The organism is Alteromonas sp. 4NS20-0143 (genome assembly GCF_057542855.1).
Genome location: NZ_BAAJLR010000011.1, coordinates 75749 through 94980, shown reverse-complemented (window position 1 = coordinate 94980; position 19232 = coordinate 75749). Strand labels below are relative to the sequence as shown.

The window sequence follows — 19232 nt, the reverse complement described above, 5'->3', positions numbered from 1 at the left end:
ATTCGGATTCAACCATTTTGGTGATACATGGTGTTTTGTCAGATGGATTTACATATAACAAGTTCTCAGGACTCCTAAATGAGGTAACTCAAGCGGAAGTCGTTACGGTGGACTCACGAGGACATGAACTTTCTTCAGGAACCCTTTGCTTATATTATTTACAAACGATACAAGTCCGCTTATCGCTGTGAGCTTAAAGCCGATTTTAGAGTATTTACGTTAACTGACAATGAGACATAAACGAGCCATATCTGACCGTCTGCTCCTGTCTTAAGCGGACTACTATAGCCAATCCGAAAATCGTCCGATTAACGGTCGAAAGGGAACACACCCACCACTTGGGTGGAGTAATTATTTCGAAAAAGCGTTGATAGCGTTTTTACGCTGCTCGCCGTTCAGGATATAGGCTCTTCATACTTTTTCTTTTTTCCATGCCGATACGCACTACGTATGTGCCGCTTGGACTTAACGTTGCTCATATGCATTCCCCGGTAGTAACCGTCAACTCATCCACCACTGCTTGTTCTGTTTTGAGGAACGTTTGTACTGACCTTATAAGTCAGTTACCGAGATGTTGCCTTGCAGCAATTTAGCCAACAATGCCTGCCACTCAGAAGTGTCCCAGTTGGTCCGCATTCCCATTGAGATGGCCTTCTCTAATAGCTCAACCGACTTCTTAAAGTCTCGCTCTTTTCGAAGTCTGTAAAGAAATAGGGGCAGAGTACTTTTTAGGCTAAATTTACACTGACCCTATTTTTCTGACCTCACTTCTTCTATTTATGCAGATACTGCTGGATACCAAATACCGAAGGTTAAACTAAAAAGCCCAACCAAGAATGCGGCAGAGACAAATAGTAAGGTCGCGCTGATACAGATTTTTAGTAAGACATGATTTTCATGATTGGCCTTAAAAATGGTTCCTGAATTGGCATTAATACTGGCTTCTGGTTTAGCGATAGAAATAATACCGGAATGTACATTTGAAGCGCGATTAGCCATCCAAATTAGCTGCGCAATAATATGAGGTGCTACATAAGACAGCACACTTACACCTATTACTGCAGGGCCAGTAAAGTTAGCGGTATTAATGCCAAGGGTGCCAAATAATGTCATCCAAGCGAAAATGAACAACCTAAAAAAGAGCACGCCATTGGCGGCTAAAAATAAATGTAGCGCCCATCGTTGATGTAGTGCCACGTTGGCGTTTCTTATCGCGCGAATCGCAAAGAAACTACTTACAATCACCATTCCGCCCGAAAAAGCCGTTAACCCATGTAGCAAAGGGTTGCCTACGGTGCCCCTAGATAGAAGAAGATACATACCTGCTAATGAAATACTGCATGCAAGGGTTACGAAAAGCCGGCCATTATATTTATGAAAGGCTTTATATTTACGCCTAATGGCTGGGATAAGTTGTAAGCTTCCGCCAATAATCATGACTATCGCCAATAAAACATGTGCGGCATACATAGCATTGCCGAGATAGTCACCCGCAACATAGGCCGTACTATTGAAACGATTCCATTGAGATACCCCTTCACTTAAGCCTGTAAAGCCATAGCCTGCAATTAGATAGCTAACGAAGAACGCTTGCGCTATAAGCAAGCAAGAAAATCCTACCTTCAGACTTGTGTCATAAAGCTTCGCTGAAAGAGTTAAGGTAGTGGGAGTTAAGGTATCAGGTGTTAGGGTCTCGGGTGTTAAGGGATTTGTCGCTGACATATTTTTGCCTCTTATGGTATTGCTACGCTCTTTTAGCGCGTTGTTTACGAGTTGCTCGCGCGCCGTTCACGTATATCTAGCTTCTCTAAAGCGTATAGAAAATAAGAGCTCATTCTTCTCAAATTCGAAAAATGAATACCTTAAGTTGTGGCTTTTGACATACTCCTTAACAAAGTTCTTTTGTGCTTGGCAGCGATTCTTCTTACACTGAGGGTAGAGATATATTTAAAGGCGTAGAACCCCTGTGGCGTGGCAAAGCGATTTACCCTATTACATATTGTTGTGCTGTAGTTTGAGCATAATGCTTACCCATGCGTTCAAACAGAATAAGCAGACAGTAAACTATTTGGTTGCCATATTCAGTGCATCGCTTTGTATGGTGGCCACGCAGAAATTAAGTGCCGATACCCTAGGCGCGTATCAGTATGTAATAGGACTAGCAACCTGCGCGACATGTAATGCGGTTTGGTTGATTGCTAGAACACTATTTCGAGACAATAACCCCTTAAGTCGCAGGCATTTCGCAGTAGCATTTGTGGTTGCAGGGTTAGTGATATTTAATCAGACATGGCATTTAGTGGTGGCGAGTGATATGCCAAACTTGTTAACTCAAGCGCAGATGCTAAAACTCAAACAAGGAATGAATGAGGTTGCGAACTTGCTTTCATCATGCATTTTAGCGTTGTCGTTTTGGGAGGCTTTGCGTGGGTTCGAGAACAAAAATAGCATGCAAAAGCGTCAGTCGATAGTCTTTGCCACAGCCTTTTTCCTCGGCTTATTTAACTCATCAATATTACCTAAATTTCTATTCACGCCTACAGAGATTGAATATTACGCACCTTGGTTAATATGTTCTTCGGCAATACTAATTCTTGGCGCCATTCAGTACGTGGTTCACTCGCAAAAAATGAGTGTTCAGCTACGTGGACAAATGAAAAACCACCAACAGAATGAACCACGAAACCAAGTAAACGCTGACACACCTAGTCAGTCATTAAATGGCGGCACCTCTGATTCTTCTTGTCTCACTAGCCCTAGCAGTGAGGGCAACGCAATAGAACAAGATGAAACAATTGATATGGCTATCGTGAAAGGAATAAATACGTTAATTCATCAAGAAAAAATATTTTTGCAACCAAACTTAAAAATAGCTCATTTAGCGCAAGCGTTAGATACCTCGGAATATAAAGTCAGTAAGGCCATAAGAGGCTACTTTGCTGCGGCCAACTTCAACTTGTTTGTGAATCAGTTTAGGGTAAAGCATGCTAAGCAACTATTACGAGATAATGAATGCCAGCAATGGAGCATTTTAGTAATAGCATTGGAAAGTGGGTTCTCGTCCTTAGCAACATTCAATCGGGTGTTTAAAGCCATTTCAGGGCAAATGCCAAATGAATATAGAAAGCAGGGAAGCACAATGAACTATAGTGTGCCGAGCGTATAAATAAGTGGTTCATAAGTACGTAGAGAATCATTGATGCCCAATAGTTTTAGTACCCGCTAGCATGTCATCTGCACAATGGTTTCCGTGAAGCACAGAGATGTCGCCAGTGGTTTCCAGTACAACCGCTCTAACTTGTTGCATGTCTAGCACGTTTGCTTCTCGAAGTTTTGCCATAAGATCGCTACGAGCCACCCTGGTTTCGGCTAGCGCGGAATCAATAATTTCACCGTCGCGCATTAATATAACTGGTGTGTTTTGCATCAGTGCTTCAATTTTATCGGAGCGTCTGCGCAATCGCGCTGTTACGAACTGCACTAAGAACAGTGCTGCCATAGCAATTATGGCCTGAAAGAACGCGCTCCAACTATTGGTTTGCGACGCACTTGCTAGTAACGAACCTACTGCCACTGTCATCACGAAATCAAAATTGGTCATTTTTGAAAAAGAACGTAGTCCATTCACTCGTACCAGCAACACCACCCAGAACATGCCCATAGTGGTTAGCAGTAAGCCTTTAAGCAGTATATCCAGAGTAGGTACGGCGCTAAACATGATGTTCTCCTTCACATGCCGGTTAACATTGTTTGTACCGTGTTAGTAGACAAAGAGATTAGTATTTTTCGGTTTGATTTTTACTATTTCATGCCCATATACAGCGCAACGGAATAATAAAAAGTTATCACTACCGCTCTCATGCATCGTTTTATGCCTGAACGTCACACTGACGATCACTCATCATTTAAGAAAAACTACGCGTCTTCAGTTTACGCGTGGGTGTTTTCTATTGTGGTGTCGGTACTTGTATTCAGCGCGCCATTTTCAGCTTATTCCGCGAATGATACGGCATCGTTTAACGAGCAAACCCCGCAGATATCCTTTTCCGACTTCGGACTTTCTGTTGCTACACGCTTTGGGTTTACCCAGCACAATCAGAAGCAAGATGCCGACCTAGATAATTCAGATGAACATCTACTTCTCTTTGGGTATCAACCCCATTTAGTTCTCGTCGACTTCTCGGGTGCTATCTTTAGCAAACCCTTTGAATATATTGCCTTTCACTGGAAGGGCATATCGAGTCGCGGCCCGCCATCTTCTCTGTAATACCTTACTGATATCACGCGCTGCACTTGCAGTGCTTCTCATTTTTTAAAGGTTTATTGCAGGACTTTTCATGACACGATTTTCATTTCGTGGCCTAGTGTATGCGCTAGTTATATTACTAGGCCTACTTAGCGCCGCTCCCAATATTTTACCCGATTCTCTGCGCCAGCATGTACCACAGTGGTACAGCCAACACACGCTTTCCCTTGGTTTGGATTTACAAGGTGGTTCTCACTTATTGTTAGAAGCGGATACCGATGCGTTATTTGCTCGGCAGTTAGACACCTATTCTTCAGCGCTTTTTAGTGACTTAAGAGAACAAAATATTCGCTACGTTAAACATGCTTCTAAACAAGGGCTAAGCGTCCAATTTACACTTTCGAACCCCGACGACCTTTACAAAGTTAGACAACGGGCAAGTGAAGTGTCGGTTCAATCTGACGGTAGTAGCGCGCTTCTTCTTACACAGCAAAGCACTGCTCCAAAAGGTATTGATTCAAAAGGTATTAGCCAAAAAGGGAATGTGATTAACCTTTCTCTAGCCCTTACTGAGGAATACCAAGCAGCTGTAGTAAAAGATGCAATTAATCGCAGCCTCGAAGTTGTTCGTAAACGACTTGACGAAACTGGCCTCACAGAACCCAGTGTTACCCGCCAAGGTAGCGATGCTATTTTAGTGCAAATGCCCGGCATTTCAGACCCTGCCAATGTAAAAGCCTTGCTAGGTACAACGGCACAAATGCGTTTTCATTGGCAAACTCAGGTGAACAATAGTGAGAGCTTTATTCGCGCCGACATTAACGACAGGAAGTATTTATTAGAAAAGCATGTGGCACTAGAAGGTGAGCATATTACCGATGCGGCAGCGGTGTTTAGCCCTGAAACTAGTCAACCCGTAGTGACGTTTCGTTTAGATAATGACGGTGCCCGGCAATTTGCCACCATGACTAAAAACAATATAGGCCGTGTGCTGGCAGTAGTATTAGATGATACGGTAGTCACTGCACCGGTCATCAATAGTGTTATTCCTGGTGGCAGAGGCGAAATTACCGGTAGCTTTACCATGAGTGAAGCACAAGATGTGGCACTCATGCTGCGCACAGGGGCATTGCCCGTTCCACTGCATATTATTGAGGAGCGTACCGTTGGGCCCGATTTAGGAAGCGATGCTATTGAAACCGGAGTGAAAAGCGGCATTGCAGGGGCACTGGGTGTTTTAGTCTTTATGCTAGCCATTTACGGACGTTGGGGCGCGATTGCGAGTGTAGCGCTTACGGTCAATATGGCATTAGTATTCGGCGTGCTTACCCTCTTTGGTGCCACACTTACTCTCCCTGGTATTGCTGGGCTAATACTCACCATGGGTATGGCAGTAGATGCAAATATCCTAATTAATGAACGTATTCGTGAGGAAACCAAAAAAGGGCGGCCAGCAGGTAGCGCGCTTAAAATTGGTTTTGAAAAGGCGTTTGGTACCATTGTAGATTCAAACTTCACCACGCTAATTGCAGTTAGCTTGCTTTTTGTTTTTGGCAGCGGACCGGTGAAAGGCTTTGCGGTAACTATTGCGATAGGGTTGATAACCTCGCTGTTTACCTCGGTAGCGCTTACTAAATTGCTAATGCAGCGAGCCACTAAGAAACATCAAAGGGAGCCCATTAATTTATCGTCGCCACTGTTAACCATGGCCGATAAGTTAGGGCCGTTTAACTTTTTAAAGTCTAAAAAATTAGCGTTGAGTGTGTCACTGATATTAACCCTGTGCTCAATGGCGCTCTTCGTAAAGCCTGGCCTGCAATATGGCGTAGACTTTACTGGCGGCACTATGATGGAAATTTCTGCGCCGCAGCTTTCTACGGAGCAGTTGCGCACAGTGTTAAAAGAGCACCACTTTGAAGATATTGCTATTCAGGAGTATGGTGCAAAGAATCAGTACTTATTACGTGCACCAGTATCGGAACAATCGAACGCATTATCTAATATAGGAGCAAATACAGGAGCTAATACCGACGCTAATACAGTTGCCACGCAAGGCAGCAATATTGAAGCGCTAAAACAGGTGATACAAGACGCTGACAGCACTGTAGTATTTAACAAGGTTGATGTTGTGGGGCCGAAAGTGAGTGACGGCTTTGCCGACCTATCTATTTTAGCTTTACTGATTGCTGGTGGCGGAATGCTGGCCTATCTATGGTTTCAGTTTGAAGCGCATTTTGCTACCGCGGCTTTGCTTACCGTGCTGCTTGATTTAACCAAAACCATTGGGTTTATTGCCTTAACCGGTATTGAGTTTAATCTTACCGCGGTGGCCGCGCTACTGGCCTTAATAGGGTACTCAATTAACGATAAAGTGGTAGTGTTAGATCGCGTAAGAGAGTTACTGCGCATTAGCCCAGAGCGCTCGCTGGCTGATATCATAAATGAAGCGGTAAATAGCACGCTTAGCAGAACGGTATTTACCTCGTTAACCACGCTTCTCGCGTTGTTACCTATGGCGTTAGTTGGGGGAGAAGCCGTTAATAGTTTTGCCGTACCCATGGTATTTGCCGTCGTTATAGGTACTTCATCTACTTTGTTTATTACCTCATCGTTACTCCATATGTTGGGTAAACGCAGAGAGCAAAGGGGGAAAGCACAGCTTCGCCCAACAGCCGAGGAGGTAAAAGCGTCGCTGGCACATATACCTTAAACGCTTAAATCGAAATAGGTAGGGCGGTGGAATACCGCTTTGCCCATTTCATCTATATACTTCAATACTATTATGTTAGAAGGAGATAACTTGTGTTTGCTGTAGACCACATCATTCTACTTAGTGCGGTTTTAGCTATTTTCGGCGTGTTGGTCAGCAAACTGTCTCCTCGTTAAAATCTTAGAGAAAGAGTTTAAAACCGCTGACTCCCCTATTGGTTTAAGACACAGCATTGACACTTATGCAGCTGAAGGTGGTTTTAATACTGCGAAAGTAATCACCACTGAAACTATTGACGATGAAAATAACTTTTATCCTTATGGAAGCCATAAAACTTATTACCATTTCAGTGAAGGCTTAAAGGTAAAAGCCCTTGAAAACGGCTCTCCTTACGAGCACACCAACCGCGTTAAATCTAATTACCGGCACTTATTTATGGGTAAAGCCAGGGCGTTCATTGAAGTGACTTATTCAGATGCCAGTGAATTTGTAACAATAGGCGCAATAGTAGGTGATGAAGCTTTAAGGCTATCAAATAAAGTTGCCATTGATGTTCAAGCTATTGCTATTACTGACGCTGCCAACATCACTTCTCAAAAAATAGAAGTTTTTTACAGTGTAAACAGTGACAATGCAGCCAAAATGAAAGCGTATTTAACTCCGTTCAATGTAGATGATGGAGATACGGTATACGCCAATGTATTTGTAAACGGACATCTAGCTACACTAAAAGCCAGCTGCAACGAAGGATAGCATATAGCGTTTGTTTTACTTGTACTCACGCTTGGGCTTTGTCTAAGAGTGCTAAAAGCACAGGCGTCGCGCCGATGTCATCCGGATCTGGCGAGTTCCCGTCAATGACTACCGCCAACTTCCCATGAGGTAAATTAACTTGTTCAAGTACTGACTGGGGTACTACAAGCGCACGATTTCGATTTTGTATATCCGCGTGTGTAGAACAAGCCGACAGTACAAGACTTGTAAATGCAATGTGAAAAGCAGTTTTCATAAATTCCTCGTATAGGGAGCTATCAAGCAGGCAGGTCAATTAAGCTCAATGCAAAATAACCAATAATGAACAGATATGATTATATATTGTCAAATTTAGTCACATTGTGTCAGAATGTAAATATTGTTAATAGGTGTTCTGTTTGCGGAGCATTCAGTGTGTGACCACGGTCACGCGATGCTTTTCGGGAACCTTAGTACATAGAAAACGGTTTACGAGTAAGGTGAGACATGACAAACGCAAAGTGGTGTATTTTTGGTGCAATTATTACTTTATTGGCCTTTTCCGGTCAGGCGTCGCAGTCCAATCAACACAATATCGTCATGATCATCGTCGATGATCTTCGCCCGGTGCTCGGGACGTATGGCGATGAAAAGGCTTACACGCCTAATATTGATAGACTGGCGTCTCAAGGCGTTACATTTAATCAAGCCTATGCAAATGTGCCAGTATGCGGCGCCTCGCGCGCCAGTCTCCTCACAGGGTTGCGACCTACTAAAAATCGGTTTCTCAATTACAAAACTTTGGCAGAGATTGATGCACCGGGTGCTAAATCGCTCCCCCAGGTACTGCGTGAAAATGGGTATCGCACTATGGCCATAGGCAAAGTATTTCATCACCCACGGGATTTAGCCGATGTTAGCTGGAGCGAAGGCGTGCATACATCGGGAATGCCTCACACAACATCGTTGCGAACCGATGCTGGAATAAAACAGGATGAGCAATTAGCAGCCCCAGACAACACGAGTATTCCTTGGTACGAAAGTGCGGATGTCGATGACGAAGATTACCCAGACGGTAAAGTAAAAAACAAGACATTAGAGGCGTTATCAATTCTCGCTTCCAAAGATGAGCCTTTTTTTCTAAGCGTAGGTTTTATTCGCCCCCACCTGCCTTTCTATGCGCCCAAGAAATATTACGATCTTCATCCTCTGGAAAAGTTCTCACCATTTTTTCATCGGACTCGTCCCAGCCAAGCACCTGCTTCGCTGCGCGGTTCCGGTGAAATTAAAACTTACAGTTTTGGCGATTATGTCTATAACAGTGACGAATTCCATGTCGCTTCCAAGCGCGGCTATTACGCGTCAGTAAGTTACGTGGATGCCCTGGTTGGTGATGTACTTGAACAATTAACATTCTTAGGTTTGCGGGAAAATACCACTGTAATTTTTGTAAGCGATCACGGTTTCCATTTAGGCGAACACAACTTTTGGACTAAACACACCTTATTAAAAACGGCGTTGCAAGTACCTCTCATCATAGCTGGCCCCTCTGTAGCAAAGAATGAAAAATCAGATGCACTTCTGGAACTAATCGACATTTTTCCTACGGTACTGGATTTAGCCAAAATCCCCAAACCGCAACATATTGATGGACAGAGTTTTACAAAAGTAATGACCGCACCTTCAAACACCCACAAAAAGCAGGTTTATAGTCGCTTCAAAAACGGTGACTCTATCATTACCGATGATTTGATTTTTACTACCTATAAAGCAGATGATTCGCGCGTTGAGGAAATGCTATACGATTTCACCGTTGACCCATACGAAACCATTAATCAGTCAGCAACCCCTGACTATAAGAAGCATGTAAACGCATTAAAAACGATGCTGCAAAACTGTACGAAATATCACCAATGCGTTACACGCTAGCGACTGGTCATGGCATTTAGGGGAAATAGATCTATGGGGATACGGGTGAAAATGAGACTCTACAAAATTCTTTTGGGCGTACTTTTAGCAGGTTTTCTAATGGGTTGCGCAAAACAGGAGGGGCCTGCATCGACAGCTATCCAACAATATAATACAAACCGACCCAATATTGTATTTTACCTGGCTGATGACCAAGACTATACGGATTATGGTGTTTACGGTAACAAAAAGGTCGATACTTCAGCAGTTGACCGCTTGGCAAAAGAAGGCGTGTATTTTGGCAACGCATTTACAGGGCAGGCAATTTGCGCCCCCAGCCGATCTCAATTGTTTACCGGAAATTACCCCATAAAAAACGGCGCTTTTGCAAATCATACCCCCACTAAACCCAATATAGACGCGGTAACAAAGAAAATGCGAGCCCTGGGCTATGAAGTAGTGTTAGCGGGGAAAAGTCATGTGAGACCGGAGTCAGTTTATGACTGGGATCGGGAATGGGAGCCGGTACCCAAAGCGGGAGTTCCCCGTGACTATATTCCGTTAGAAGACATTGAGAGCTACTTTTTAACAGCTACAAAACCGTTTGTGATGTTTATTGCCTCAAAGTATCCCCATGGCAAGTACTTCACGGTAGAAGATCCTGTGCCTGAAAGTTTAACGTTTTATCCTCACGACGAGCACTTAAAAACAAACCCGGACTATATCGCTAAGAGAGCAGGCTACTATCGCAGTATTCAGGAGGACAATACTCAACTGAAGTATGTGTTGGACATGGTCGACCGTATTCTTCCTGATAATACAGTGTTTATTTACAGTGCCGACCATGGAGTATCCGGTAAATTCACGGTAAGAGATATCGGATTAAAGGTGCCATTTGTGGTGCGGTGGCCTGGCGTTGTTCCCGCCAATTCTCATTCAGAACAACTGATCCACTTTACTGATGTATTACCTACTTTTATTGACATCGCAGGCGGTGCAACAGATAGCGAGATGGACGGTAAAAGCTTTCTCCCTTTATTAAGGGGAATAGATAGGCCTATACATCAATACGTTTACGGCATAAGCACCAATCAAAACATCATTAATGCCCATGTATTCCCCTCCCGCATGATTCGTGACAAGCGCTTCAAATACATACGAAACTTCAACGCACTGGACGTATTAAATGAAAACCTCACTGACAATGAAAACGCAAATGTGTTTTTGCGATTAGGTGCGTTAAAACACGCTGACACTCCCTTTGAAGAATTATATGACTTAGAAGCCGACCCTTTCGAAAAAAATAACCTGATTAATGCGCCACACATGCGAGATGTAGTTGAACGACTTAAAACAGAACTGTTTTCATGGATGGAGAAGCAAGGGGACTTTCTCGATGAAGAAATGGGTAACGTGCCGTTGCTCTATGCTCCTACATTCAAACTCGATCAAAACAACCCGCTGAAAAAAACACGACTAAAGCCTGAGCACTTAAACATCTTGAAAGAAGATGATTACCTAATAATCGAACACTGGCAGCATCGGAATGAAGAATAAGGACCGCAAATGAAATTATACATCCTCGCAATTGTATTCTGCTTAGCACTCGCTTCCTGCAGCAATGGGCCGTCGCTTTCCAATTCCAAATTTAACGAAAAAGTTGTATCGCCTAACTTCACTAAGCCCAATATTGTGATGATAGTGGTCGATGATTTAGGTTGGTCTGATGTTGGGTATAACCAGACAACTGATTTATTTGAAACGCCCAATATAGATATGCTTGCTCAACAGAGTCTGAATTTCGACAATGCTTACGCAGGAGCGGCAAATTGTGCCCCTAGTAGAGCCGTTTTAATGTCCGGTCAGTATGGCCCTCGACATGGCGTATATACGGTTTCACCATCAGCCCGGGGGGATATAAAAACACGTAAGTTGATCCCAATTAAGAATAAAAGGGGCTTATCTACAGAGATTACCACTCTAGGCGAAACCTTAAAAACCGCAGGCTATACAACGGGACATTTTGGCAAGTGGCACTTAGGAGCTGATCCTGATGAGCAGGGTTTCGATGTAAATATAGCGGGCAGTCATCAGGGGATGACGTTTCATTATTTTAGTCCTTACAACTTACCGAATATTGAAGATGGTCCAGAGGGAGAGTATCTAACCGATCGATTAACCGCGGAAGCGATCAGCTGGATGAAAGCCCAAAAAGAACAACCATTCTTTGCCTACATCCCGTACTATACTGTTCACACACCTTACCAAGCAGTGCTGGATAGAGTAGAAAAATACCGGAATAAAGGAATTACCAACGAAAAGCAGGCAACTTATGCGGCCATGGTAGAACACATGGACACTAATGTAGGACGCATAATGAATATGTTGAAAGTTGAGGGCTTAGATGAAAATACTCTGGTGATTTTTACTTCTGACAATGGGGGATATCGCATGTCTTCCTTTCCGTCGCCTTTACGCGCGGGTAAAGGTTCTTATTACGAAGGCGGTTTGCGTGTCCCCTTGTTATTTCGCTGGACGAGTAAAATACAACCCGGTACAAAGCACACGCCGGTTATCAATGCCGATTTTTATCCAACCCTACAAGCACTTTCACATGCAAAAAGCCCAACACAACCCTTAGATGGCATAGATTTGACGCCCATATTAATGGGCCACCAGCAACGGGCTTCGAGGGACATATTTTGGCATTTCCCGATTTACCTACAGGCCCATCACGCCCCGACTGATCAGTCGCAAGATCCGCTCTTTCGCACTCGGCCCGGTAGCGCAATTCGAAGCGGAGACTGGAAGCTTATTCAGTATTTCGAAAACAATGATTACGAGCTATACAACGTAACTCGGGATGTTGGAGAAACCGTTAACGTCAGAGATCGCTATCCAGAAATTTTCAATGAATTGAAAGCCAGGCTATCGAATTGGCAGCAAACTATTGGAGCGGATATTCCCTCTCAATTAAACCCCATGTACGACGAAGCTTACAACCGACGTAGGAGTGCTGCAATATTGACGGAGGATAAACGTTGGCCAGGGCTTGCTGAGCAGTCTCATTAGTCACGAGCAGCTAAAGAACCTTTGGAAACCCCGTGCCAAGGTTATTCAAGTGGCCCCAGCGCGGGTTTCAGATGTTCTATAGCTCACCTGATTCGCTATAGATATTGCTGTGGCTTCCGGCTTGGTACTTGAAGCGCTGTTTATATCTTTTTTGGAAATAGCTTTTATCAGTAAGCTGCAGCGTATTTTATACCGAAAACTACCACATTGATCCCGGACAAACTAAAAAGGTCTGACAGTAATATTGCGGAAACGTACCGCGTTGCGTTTGTCTCTTTGCATCTGGTAAATTTCGCTTCCGTGATGTTGAAATGCGATAACACCTGCGCTGTCTTTTGCATCCTCGACGTGTGTAGTCAATATGCCGTTGACAAAGATTTTTATGTCCGTGCCTCGACAGACAATTTTAAGTTTATTCCACGCTAAATGTTTATAGGCTTTACTTTGACGTGAACCCCACTCACCTAAGTGGTTTTTTAAAAAATCTTCATCGCGGTGAGAGCGTGTTGGGTGCACTGGGTACAACCACTTTCGCCTTCCTGAGAGCGGTTTATCTCTTTGAATAGGATGTAAATCATTGCTGTGCTAAGACCATTTTTGAAAGCAAATCTTGTTGCGTTAAACGCTTGGTTAGCGCATCAACATGGGCATCATCAAACTTATTCCAAGCGGTGGGAATAACATAGTGTTCGTGTAAAAAGTGTAGAAAACCATTTTTGATTTCAGGCTCGCCATGGCAAGCATCAAGTTGATTTAACTGTTTAAGCAGTGCGGCTTCAGATTCGATTGATTCACACATCCACCACTTGGTGTGGAGTAATTATTTCGAAAAAGCGTTGATCGCGTTTTTACGCTGCTCACCGTTCGGAATATAGGCTATTCATACTTTTTCTTTTTTTCATGCCGATACGCATTACGTATGTGCCGCTTGGACATAACGTTGCTCGTATGCTTTCCCCAGTAGTAACCGTCAACTCGTTTACCACTGCTTGTTCTGTTTTGAGGAACGCTCGTATTGACCTTATAAGTCAGTTACCGAGATGTTGCCTTGCAGCAATTTAGCCAACAATGCCTGCCACTCAGAAGTGTCCCAGTTAGTTCGCATTCCCATTGAGATAGCTTTCTCTAATAGCTCAACCGACTTCTTAAAGTCTCGCTCTTTGCGAAGTCTGTAAGATATCGAAAGCAGGTATTGGTATTCGGGGTTGAGGTTTTGCGCACTGGCGATAGTATCTAAATACTGTATTGCACCAGGCACATCAATTAACGATTCATCATCAGCGGTAAGCTTTATTTTTGCTACATGCAAGGCTGCAGCGTCATCCCCCTTCTCCGCGGCCGAAGCAAACCAGAAAAGTGCTTTTTTCTCGTCGTTAATAACCCAAGGGCTTGTAAGCAACAGTTTGCCCAATCGATACTCTGCTCTCGAGAGTCCATACTTGCTAGCCTGCACTATCCATTTAACCGCTTCCGGTATGTCCTTTTGGTGCATATACAGCTGAAAACCGTATTCGTACATGGCCCCTGGGTGCCCTTTTTCAGCAAGCTGCTTGAGCAAAGTTTCCGCTTCGTTGTCTTCACTTTCCATCCAAGGGAAGATAATCATCGCCATTGCGTATTGATACAATGATTCTAGTGTTGGATTATCTTTGGCCGCTCGCAGAACACGGCGAGTTTCTCGATACAATCGTGGCAAGTTTTTGTTTAAATAAAACTGGTCATCGATTGCCGCCCCCATGTAGGCGCGATGTACAAATTCTGTAGACTTGTTATCTATTTCAGGTTGTCCCAATGGAAATAGCTTATATGCATCAAGAAAACGTCTAGTGTTCCCAGATTTTTGAATTTCGCGCACGTACCTAACCGAACCGTCACTTGCAACATCATTCTCTACGACTAAAAAGCCCGGGTTATTAACCACTATCGCGACATCTAATGACTCCCCGCCACCTTCATCATCAAAACCGCTAACAGAATTTTGGAGCTCGTCACCGAAATTCTGAAACTCACTGAGTTCTTCGAAGTAAATTTTTTGCTCAAGCAAGTTCTTATCGCCAAAAGTAACTTCTTGGTTAATTGTATTTAGATTAACCTCGGGTAAACGCTGTTGCTGAAACTTTTTGTGAGTAGTTCGTTGCTCCTCTATCGCTTTAGTGAGAAGCGAAAGATCCTGTTCATTTAATGACGAGCGCATCTTTTCAATGATGCTTTGCGCATTATGGTAGCGCTGCTCTGCTGCCAACGATAAATAGATCATAGAGGAAACTTCACTAGACTCAACCCCAAGCCCTTTTAAGTACATCACGCCAAGTTGATACTGCGCATGCGTATTACCTAACTTCGCACCTTCCTCATAAAGAGTTAGAGCAACTGTGTAATTTCCTTTCTTAAACTCTGTATTGGCTTTAAGAACATTTACTGCATAACTACTGTGAGATAAAAATGCAACGAGCATTACCGCAAAACATTTCTTGAGGCACATAACAATGCTTCCTTTCTAAAGTGGATAACCTGGTTGGTTAAATCTGGTAATTAATAGGGCGCATACGTCAGTACATCTGCCGCGGATAACTTTTCGTAAACAGAAACATTATCGAATGGAGGTTTTTCACCCAGCAATAACGCCATTTGGTTTATTTTCGGCGCTGCAAGGTTTTGTAGTTGATTTTCTGCACCGCCTCCTGAAATCTGCTTCCACTTCCACTTATTTTCACCCAAAATGTATGGTACTAAAAAGCTTATTGCAGTCTTAATGCTCGCACCGGTTTGGCTTTTAAACTGCAATAGATTTACAGGTGTATGGCGACGACCTAAATCAGTAATTCGCGCTAAAGCCCAAAGATTGTTAACGCTGTAGTTAACCGATTTGGTTCTCGCCAATTCCAACGGCTGACTTCCATCAAGTTCTATTTGCGCTGCGATCCGTGTTGTTTTAACGGCATTTAATTTCTCTATAGCATCACTCTTCTTGCCTAAATAGAGCATTAAACCTATCGCTTGATAATCGTAGTTTGTTCCGTGGTTGTTTTTTCTTGTTTCTTCTAACTTTCCAAAATCACTTGTTGTCAGCCATACGTAGTATTCCTCAAACCACAACCGCATTTTTGATGCTTCTATCTCCTGCCAAAGCCCAGTGCGCTTTAACAACTGCGCCACCGTGACTACTTTGCCTATATCAGTCCAGTCGATGATAGAAAAGTTGGTGCCCCCTGTCTTACCTGGAATTGCCTTTCCGTAGTCCACGTTTGGGTTCATTTTTGTATCGTTATTTATAAACCATGTTTCAACAATGTCTTTTGCCTTTTCCAAGTAAACAGCATTTTTAGAGAAATAGAAGGCAAGAGTAAGTACTTCTAACGAGTCAAGCATTGCCTTTCTTCTAAGCCAATCAGTCTCTGGCCCGTTAGAAATAGGGTTGAACTGTCCATCTTTATATATCCAGGGCAAGCCGTCTTCTTTAGTTTCATCTGGCCAGTAGTATGAGCCCAACGTATGGTAATCATGAATGTCGCCACTCGCTGGTAACATCGTTTTGTTCGTTACAGGGTCTACCGGTTTTTCTAATGCTTCATTAGCGATGCTAAGCACTTTCTCGTACGCATCTTGATACGGCTCTTGTCCCTCTGAGAGTCTCTGCTTTGATATAAGCAACCTCTCTTCATTCAAGTAAATGAGTGGTTCGTTTGCATCTTTTCTCTCAGAAGCGATAACAAAGCCAAGTAAAGAAATAGCAAAAAAGAAAGCGACACTTTTAAACAAATAATGCGGGTTATTCATTGTTTTCACTTACTCTTATAACGTAATGCCCAGACGGTAACTCAAAGGGTTGACTCATTTGCACACCATTTGTTGGTTCGGCGTTAAGTGCTGAACCATTTACCATCACCACTCCATTCAGTTTCTTTATTTCACTTGCAGTTCCCACAATTTTTTTAACGTGGACAACCGACGGCACTTCAATTGAAGCAGTGACATTGGGCGGTATTGTTATTTCCATGCGCAGCTCATCTTGGCTCAAAAACCAATAAGACTTAATTTCGCCATGAGGTGATTGATAAGTTGCACCGGCGTGTGACAAATGGGTCGTCACAATAGGAGCAATTCGAACTTTTTTATAACCAGCGCTTAGTGGAGATATACCTGCTAACCTATCGTACATCCACTGGCCAATAGCACCATAAGCGTAGTGATTTAACGAACCCGCTTTTTTAACATAGCCTTTGTCATGCGTATATCCATCCCATCGTTCCCACATCGTTGTAGCCCCCTGAGACACTGGGAAAAGCCACGATGGATAAGAGTCTTTGAACAAGAGCGCTAATGCAAAATCTTGCCGGCCAATTTTTTCCAACACAGGAGCTATTAGAGGTGTACCTAAAAAACCCGTTCTAAGGTGCCCGCCGGCAATTTCAAATTGCTCCATTAGATGAGCTTTAGCAGCATCTAAAACCTCATCAGAAAGCAACTCAAAGCCTATGGCCAGCAAATAGGAGGTTTGCGTGGGTTGACCTTGTTTGATATTGCCTCGTTGGTCAAAGAAAGCTTCTTGGAAGTTCGCTTTGGCTTCTTCAAATAACGCAGCGTAATACGTTGCGTCTTCACTTTCCTTCAGCACCGTAGCTGTGCGTGCAACAATATCTAGAGAGCGAGCATAAAAAGCCGTTGAAATAAGACCATGGTCAGTTTCGCCTCGGCGCGAATCCTTGCGCGTTGAATAAGGTTGCAACCAGTCTCCAACTGTCCACATTTTACTTATGCCATTTTCAAGCTCACCTTGATGATAAAGGATCCAACGCTTCATCATATCGTAGTTCTCTCTAAGAACGCGCTCATCTCCCGTACGCCAATAGACATCCCATGGAATGGTCACTGCGGCGTCTGACCAACCTGCCTGCACAATCTCTCCTACTTCGTTAGGTACTACGACAGGAATACCGTGATCTTCAAACTGTTCTTCTCTAATAGATTGCAACCAAGCGCTCCAAAAGGCATGGCTATCGGCAATAAATAGCGATGTGGGCGCGAAGGCAAGCGCATCGCCAGTCCACCCCAACCTCTCAGAGCGTTGAGGACAGTCTGTGGGAATATCCAAAAAGTTTCCTTTGAGTCCCCATTCAATATTCGACTGTAACTGGTTTAATTTGGGGTCTGATGAGGTAAATTGCCCTGTTAACTCAAAGTCTGTGTATTGAACAATGCCTGTTATCCAATCAAGTTGAGGCGCTTCTTTTGCATCGAAACCACTTACTTCAACAAAGCGAAAGCCATGAAAGGTGAATTGAGGTTGCCAGTTTACAACACCGCTTTTGGCCGCAATATAGCTATCTTCCTGAGCAGCGCTTCCCAGATTTTTTGTATATAAGCTACCGTCACTATTAATCCCTTCAGCGAACCTTAACCGGAGTGTTTTCCCTTTGGTCATTGGCAGGTTGACGCGCGTAACCCCCACCATATTCTGCCCGAGATCAAATATAATCTTGTCATCAATTCTCTGAAGAGATACCGGCGTTAAAAATTGCTTATTCTTGGATGTAAAATGACGTTTGGGCTCAAGAAGAACGTCGCTCTCTATGTGTGAAGAGCGTACCGGGCGCCATTTTGCAGATGCGTTTTCTGTTTCATATTGGGGCTCATTCCAGCTAGCGTTATCACTTTCAAGTAAAAAGTTAGCATCAAATATTTCACCATCGTACAAACTCGATCGTCTTAATGGACCTTCCTGAGTCGCTTGCCAACTGTTATTAGTCACTACAACTTTGCGCGTACCGTCTACATATTCAATCTCTAGTTGCGCTAACGCCTTTGGAGTAACATGTTGTTTTTTGTGCCAATGACGTTTTGGGCCAAAACGCCCTGCATACCATCCTTCAGCGAGTGTAATACCGATGGCATTTTCACCAGAAGCAATCAGTTTGGTTACGTCGTAAGTAAGGGTTTCGATACGTTTGTGATATGGGGTATAGCCGGGTGTCAGTACATCGGTCCCAACGCGGTTGCCGTTGATAAATGATTCGAACAATCCTTTAGCAGTAATATACAAGCGTGCCGATTTAATACTCTTATCTGCCGTGAACGTCGTTCGCAAATATTGTGGAATATGGATAGGCGTATCGAATGAGTCTCGCAAAGGCGGGCCAGATTGTTCTATTTCAATCCACTTCCCGCTCCAGTCATTATTAGACAACAACCCGAGTTCGAACGATGCTGGTTCGCTCCAGTGAGAATCAATACCCTCTTCGTTCCAATATTTAACCTGCCAGAAAACATGTTGACGCGAGCTTAGCTCAAGCCCCTGGTATGGGATAAAATTCGTTGCGCTGCTATTTATGACGTTGCTATCCCACAAGTCTGGATTGTCAGGTAATAGTTCTGGCGACGTCGCTACCACTATTCGATATCGCGACTGTGACTTTACTGTAGCATCGGCGGGTAACTTCCATGAAAATGTAGGCTGAGGGTCATAAAATCCAACCGGTGCGGTAAAACCTTCACTTATCGAAAGCTGCTTTGGCTGAACCAATTTAGAGGTCAATTTATCATTGCTCATGCAGGAAAATAACATCA

At 43.6% G+C, this 19232-nt stretch carries 15 protein-coding genes; 7 read left to right on the top strand and 8 right to left on the bottom strand.

Going from position 1 to position 19232, the window contains the following annotated elements; all coding sequences use genetic code 11:
• Positions 1-777 precede the first annotated feature (777 nt).
• The gene (locus AC27HD_RS17450) at positions 778-1722 is read right to left on the bottom strand and encodes a DUF2306 domain-containing protein (protein WP_487107420.1); all 945 of its coding nucleotides are present in this window, start codon (positions 1720-1722) and stop codon (positions 778-780) included.
• A gap of 244 nt (positions 1723-1966) precedes the next feature.
• Here AC27HD_RS17450 and AC27HD_RS17445 point away from each other — a divergent pair, with 244 nt between their 5' ends.
• A complete protein-coding gene (locus tag AC27HD_RS17445; protein ID WP_487107418.1) occupies positions 1967-3166 on the top strand; it encodes a helix-turn-helix domain-containing protein in 1200 nt (399 codons plus the stop codon).
• 27 nt (positions 3167-3193) lie between these two features.
• Here the strand turns inward: AC27HD_RS17445 and AC27HD_RS17440 are convergent, their stop codons facing one another.
• Positions 3194-3718 (bottom strand): DUF421 domain-containing protein, encoded by a 525-nt coding sequence (locus AC27HD_RS17440; protein ID WP_487107416.1) that lies wholly within the window; start codon positions 3716-3718, stop codon positions 3194-3196.
• 153 nt (positions 3719-3871) lie between these two features.
• Between AC27HD_RS17440 and AC27HD_RS17435 the strand changes: the two genes are divergently transcribed.
• The 3 genes from AC27HD_RS17435 (at position 3872) to AC27HD_RS17425 (ending at position 7709) form a co-directional block, all read left to right on the top strand.
• On the top strand, positions 3872-4267 hold the full coding sequence (locus tag AC27HD_RS17435; protein ID WP_487107414.1) for a hypothetical protein: 396 nt from the start codon (positions 3872-3874) through the stop codon (positions 4265-4267).
• A gap of 70 nt (positions 4268-4337) precedes the next feature.
• Complete coding sequence (gene secD / locus AC27HD_RS17430) at positions 4338-6956, top strand: protein translocase subunit SecD (RefSeq protein WP_487107412.1); 2619 nt, start codon at positions 4338-4340, stop codon at positions 6954-6956.
• 435 nt (positions 6957-7391) lie between these two features.
• Positions 7392-7709: a hypothetical protein gene (locus AC27HD_RS17425; RefSeq protein WP_487107410.1), complete on the top strand. Its 318-nt coding sequence runs from the start codon at positions 7392-7394 to the stop codon at positions 7707-7709.
• Between the two features lie 25 nt (positions 7710-7734).
• Here AC27HD_RS17425 and AC27HD_RS17420 read toward each other — a convergent pair whose 3' ends face one another.
• The gene (locus AC27HD_RS17420) at positions 7735-7965 is read right to left on the bottom strand and encodes a hypothetical protein (protein ID WP_487107408.1); all 231 of its coding nucleotides are present in this window, start codon (positions 7963-7965) and stop codon (positions 7735-7737) included.
• Between the two features lie 230 nt (positions 7966-8195).
• Between AC27HD_RS17420 and AC27HD_RS17415 the strand changes: the two genes are divergently transcribed.
• Genes AC27HD_RS17415 through AC27HD_RS17405 form a run of 3 tightly spaced genes read left to right on the top strand, consistent with a single transcriptional unit; the run spans position 8196 to position 12668 of the window.
• Positions 8196-9617, top strand: a complete 1422-nt coding sequence (locus AC27HD_RS17415; RefSeq protein WP_487107406.1) for a sulfatase — start codon at positions 8196-8198, stop codon at positions 9615-9617.
• A 51-nt stretch (positions 9618-9668) separates the two neighbouring features.
• The gene (locus tag AC27HD_RS17410; RefSeq protein ID WP_487107404.1) at positions 9669-11153 is read left to right on the top strand and encodes a sulfatase family protein; all 1485 of its coding nucleotides are present in this window, start codon (positions 9669-9671) and stop codon (positions 11151-11153) included.
• 9 nt (positions 11154-11162) lie between these two features.
• Positions 11163-12668, top strand: coding sequence for a sulfatase (locus AC27HD_RS17405; protein WP_487107402.1), 1506 nt, complete (start codon positions 11163-11165; stop codon positions 12666-12668).
• A 222-nt stretch (positions 12669-12890) separates the two neighbouring features.
• On the opposite strand, the gene AC27HD_RS17400 is transcribed toward AC27HD_RS17405, so the two are convergent.
• The 5 genes from AC27HD_RS17400 to AC27HD_RS17380 form a co-directional block, all read right to left on the bottom strand.
• A complete protein-coding gene (locus AC27HD_RS17400) occupies positions 12891-13184 on the bottom strand; it encodes a 3-keto-disaccharide hydrolase (RefSeq protein WP_487107400.1) in 294 nt (97 codons plus the stop codon).
• A 58-nt stretch (positions 13185-13242) separates the two neighbouring features.
• A complete protein-coding gene (locus tag AC27HD_RS17395; protein WP_487107398.1) occupies positions 13243-13467 on the bottom strand; it encodes a hypothetical protein in 225 nt (74 codons plus the stop codon).
• Positions 13468-13689: 222 nt separating this feature from the next.
• Positions 13690-15150, bottom strand: coding sequence for a tetratricopeptide repeat protein (locus AC27HD_RS17390; protein ID WP_487107396.1), 1461 nt, complete (start codon positions 15148-15150; stop codon positions 13690-13692).
• 50 nt (positions 15151-15200) lie between these two features.
• Entirely contained in the window at positions 15201-16445 is a 1245-nt protein-coding gene (locus AC27HD_RS17385) for an alginate lyase family protein (RefSeq protein ID WP_487107394.1), read from the bottom strand.
• A complete protein-coding gene (locus tag AC27HD_RS17380; protein WP_487107392.1) occupies positions 16438-19215 on the bottom strand; it encodes an alpha-L-rhamnosidase in 2778 nt (925 codons plus the stop codon). Before AC27HD_RS17380 ends, AC27HD_RS17385 begins: the two co-directional genes overlap by 8 nt.
• Between the last annotated feature and the right edge of the window lie 17 nt (positions 19216-19232).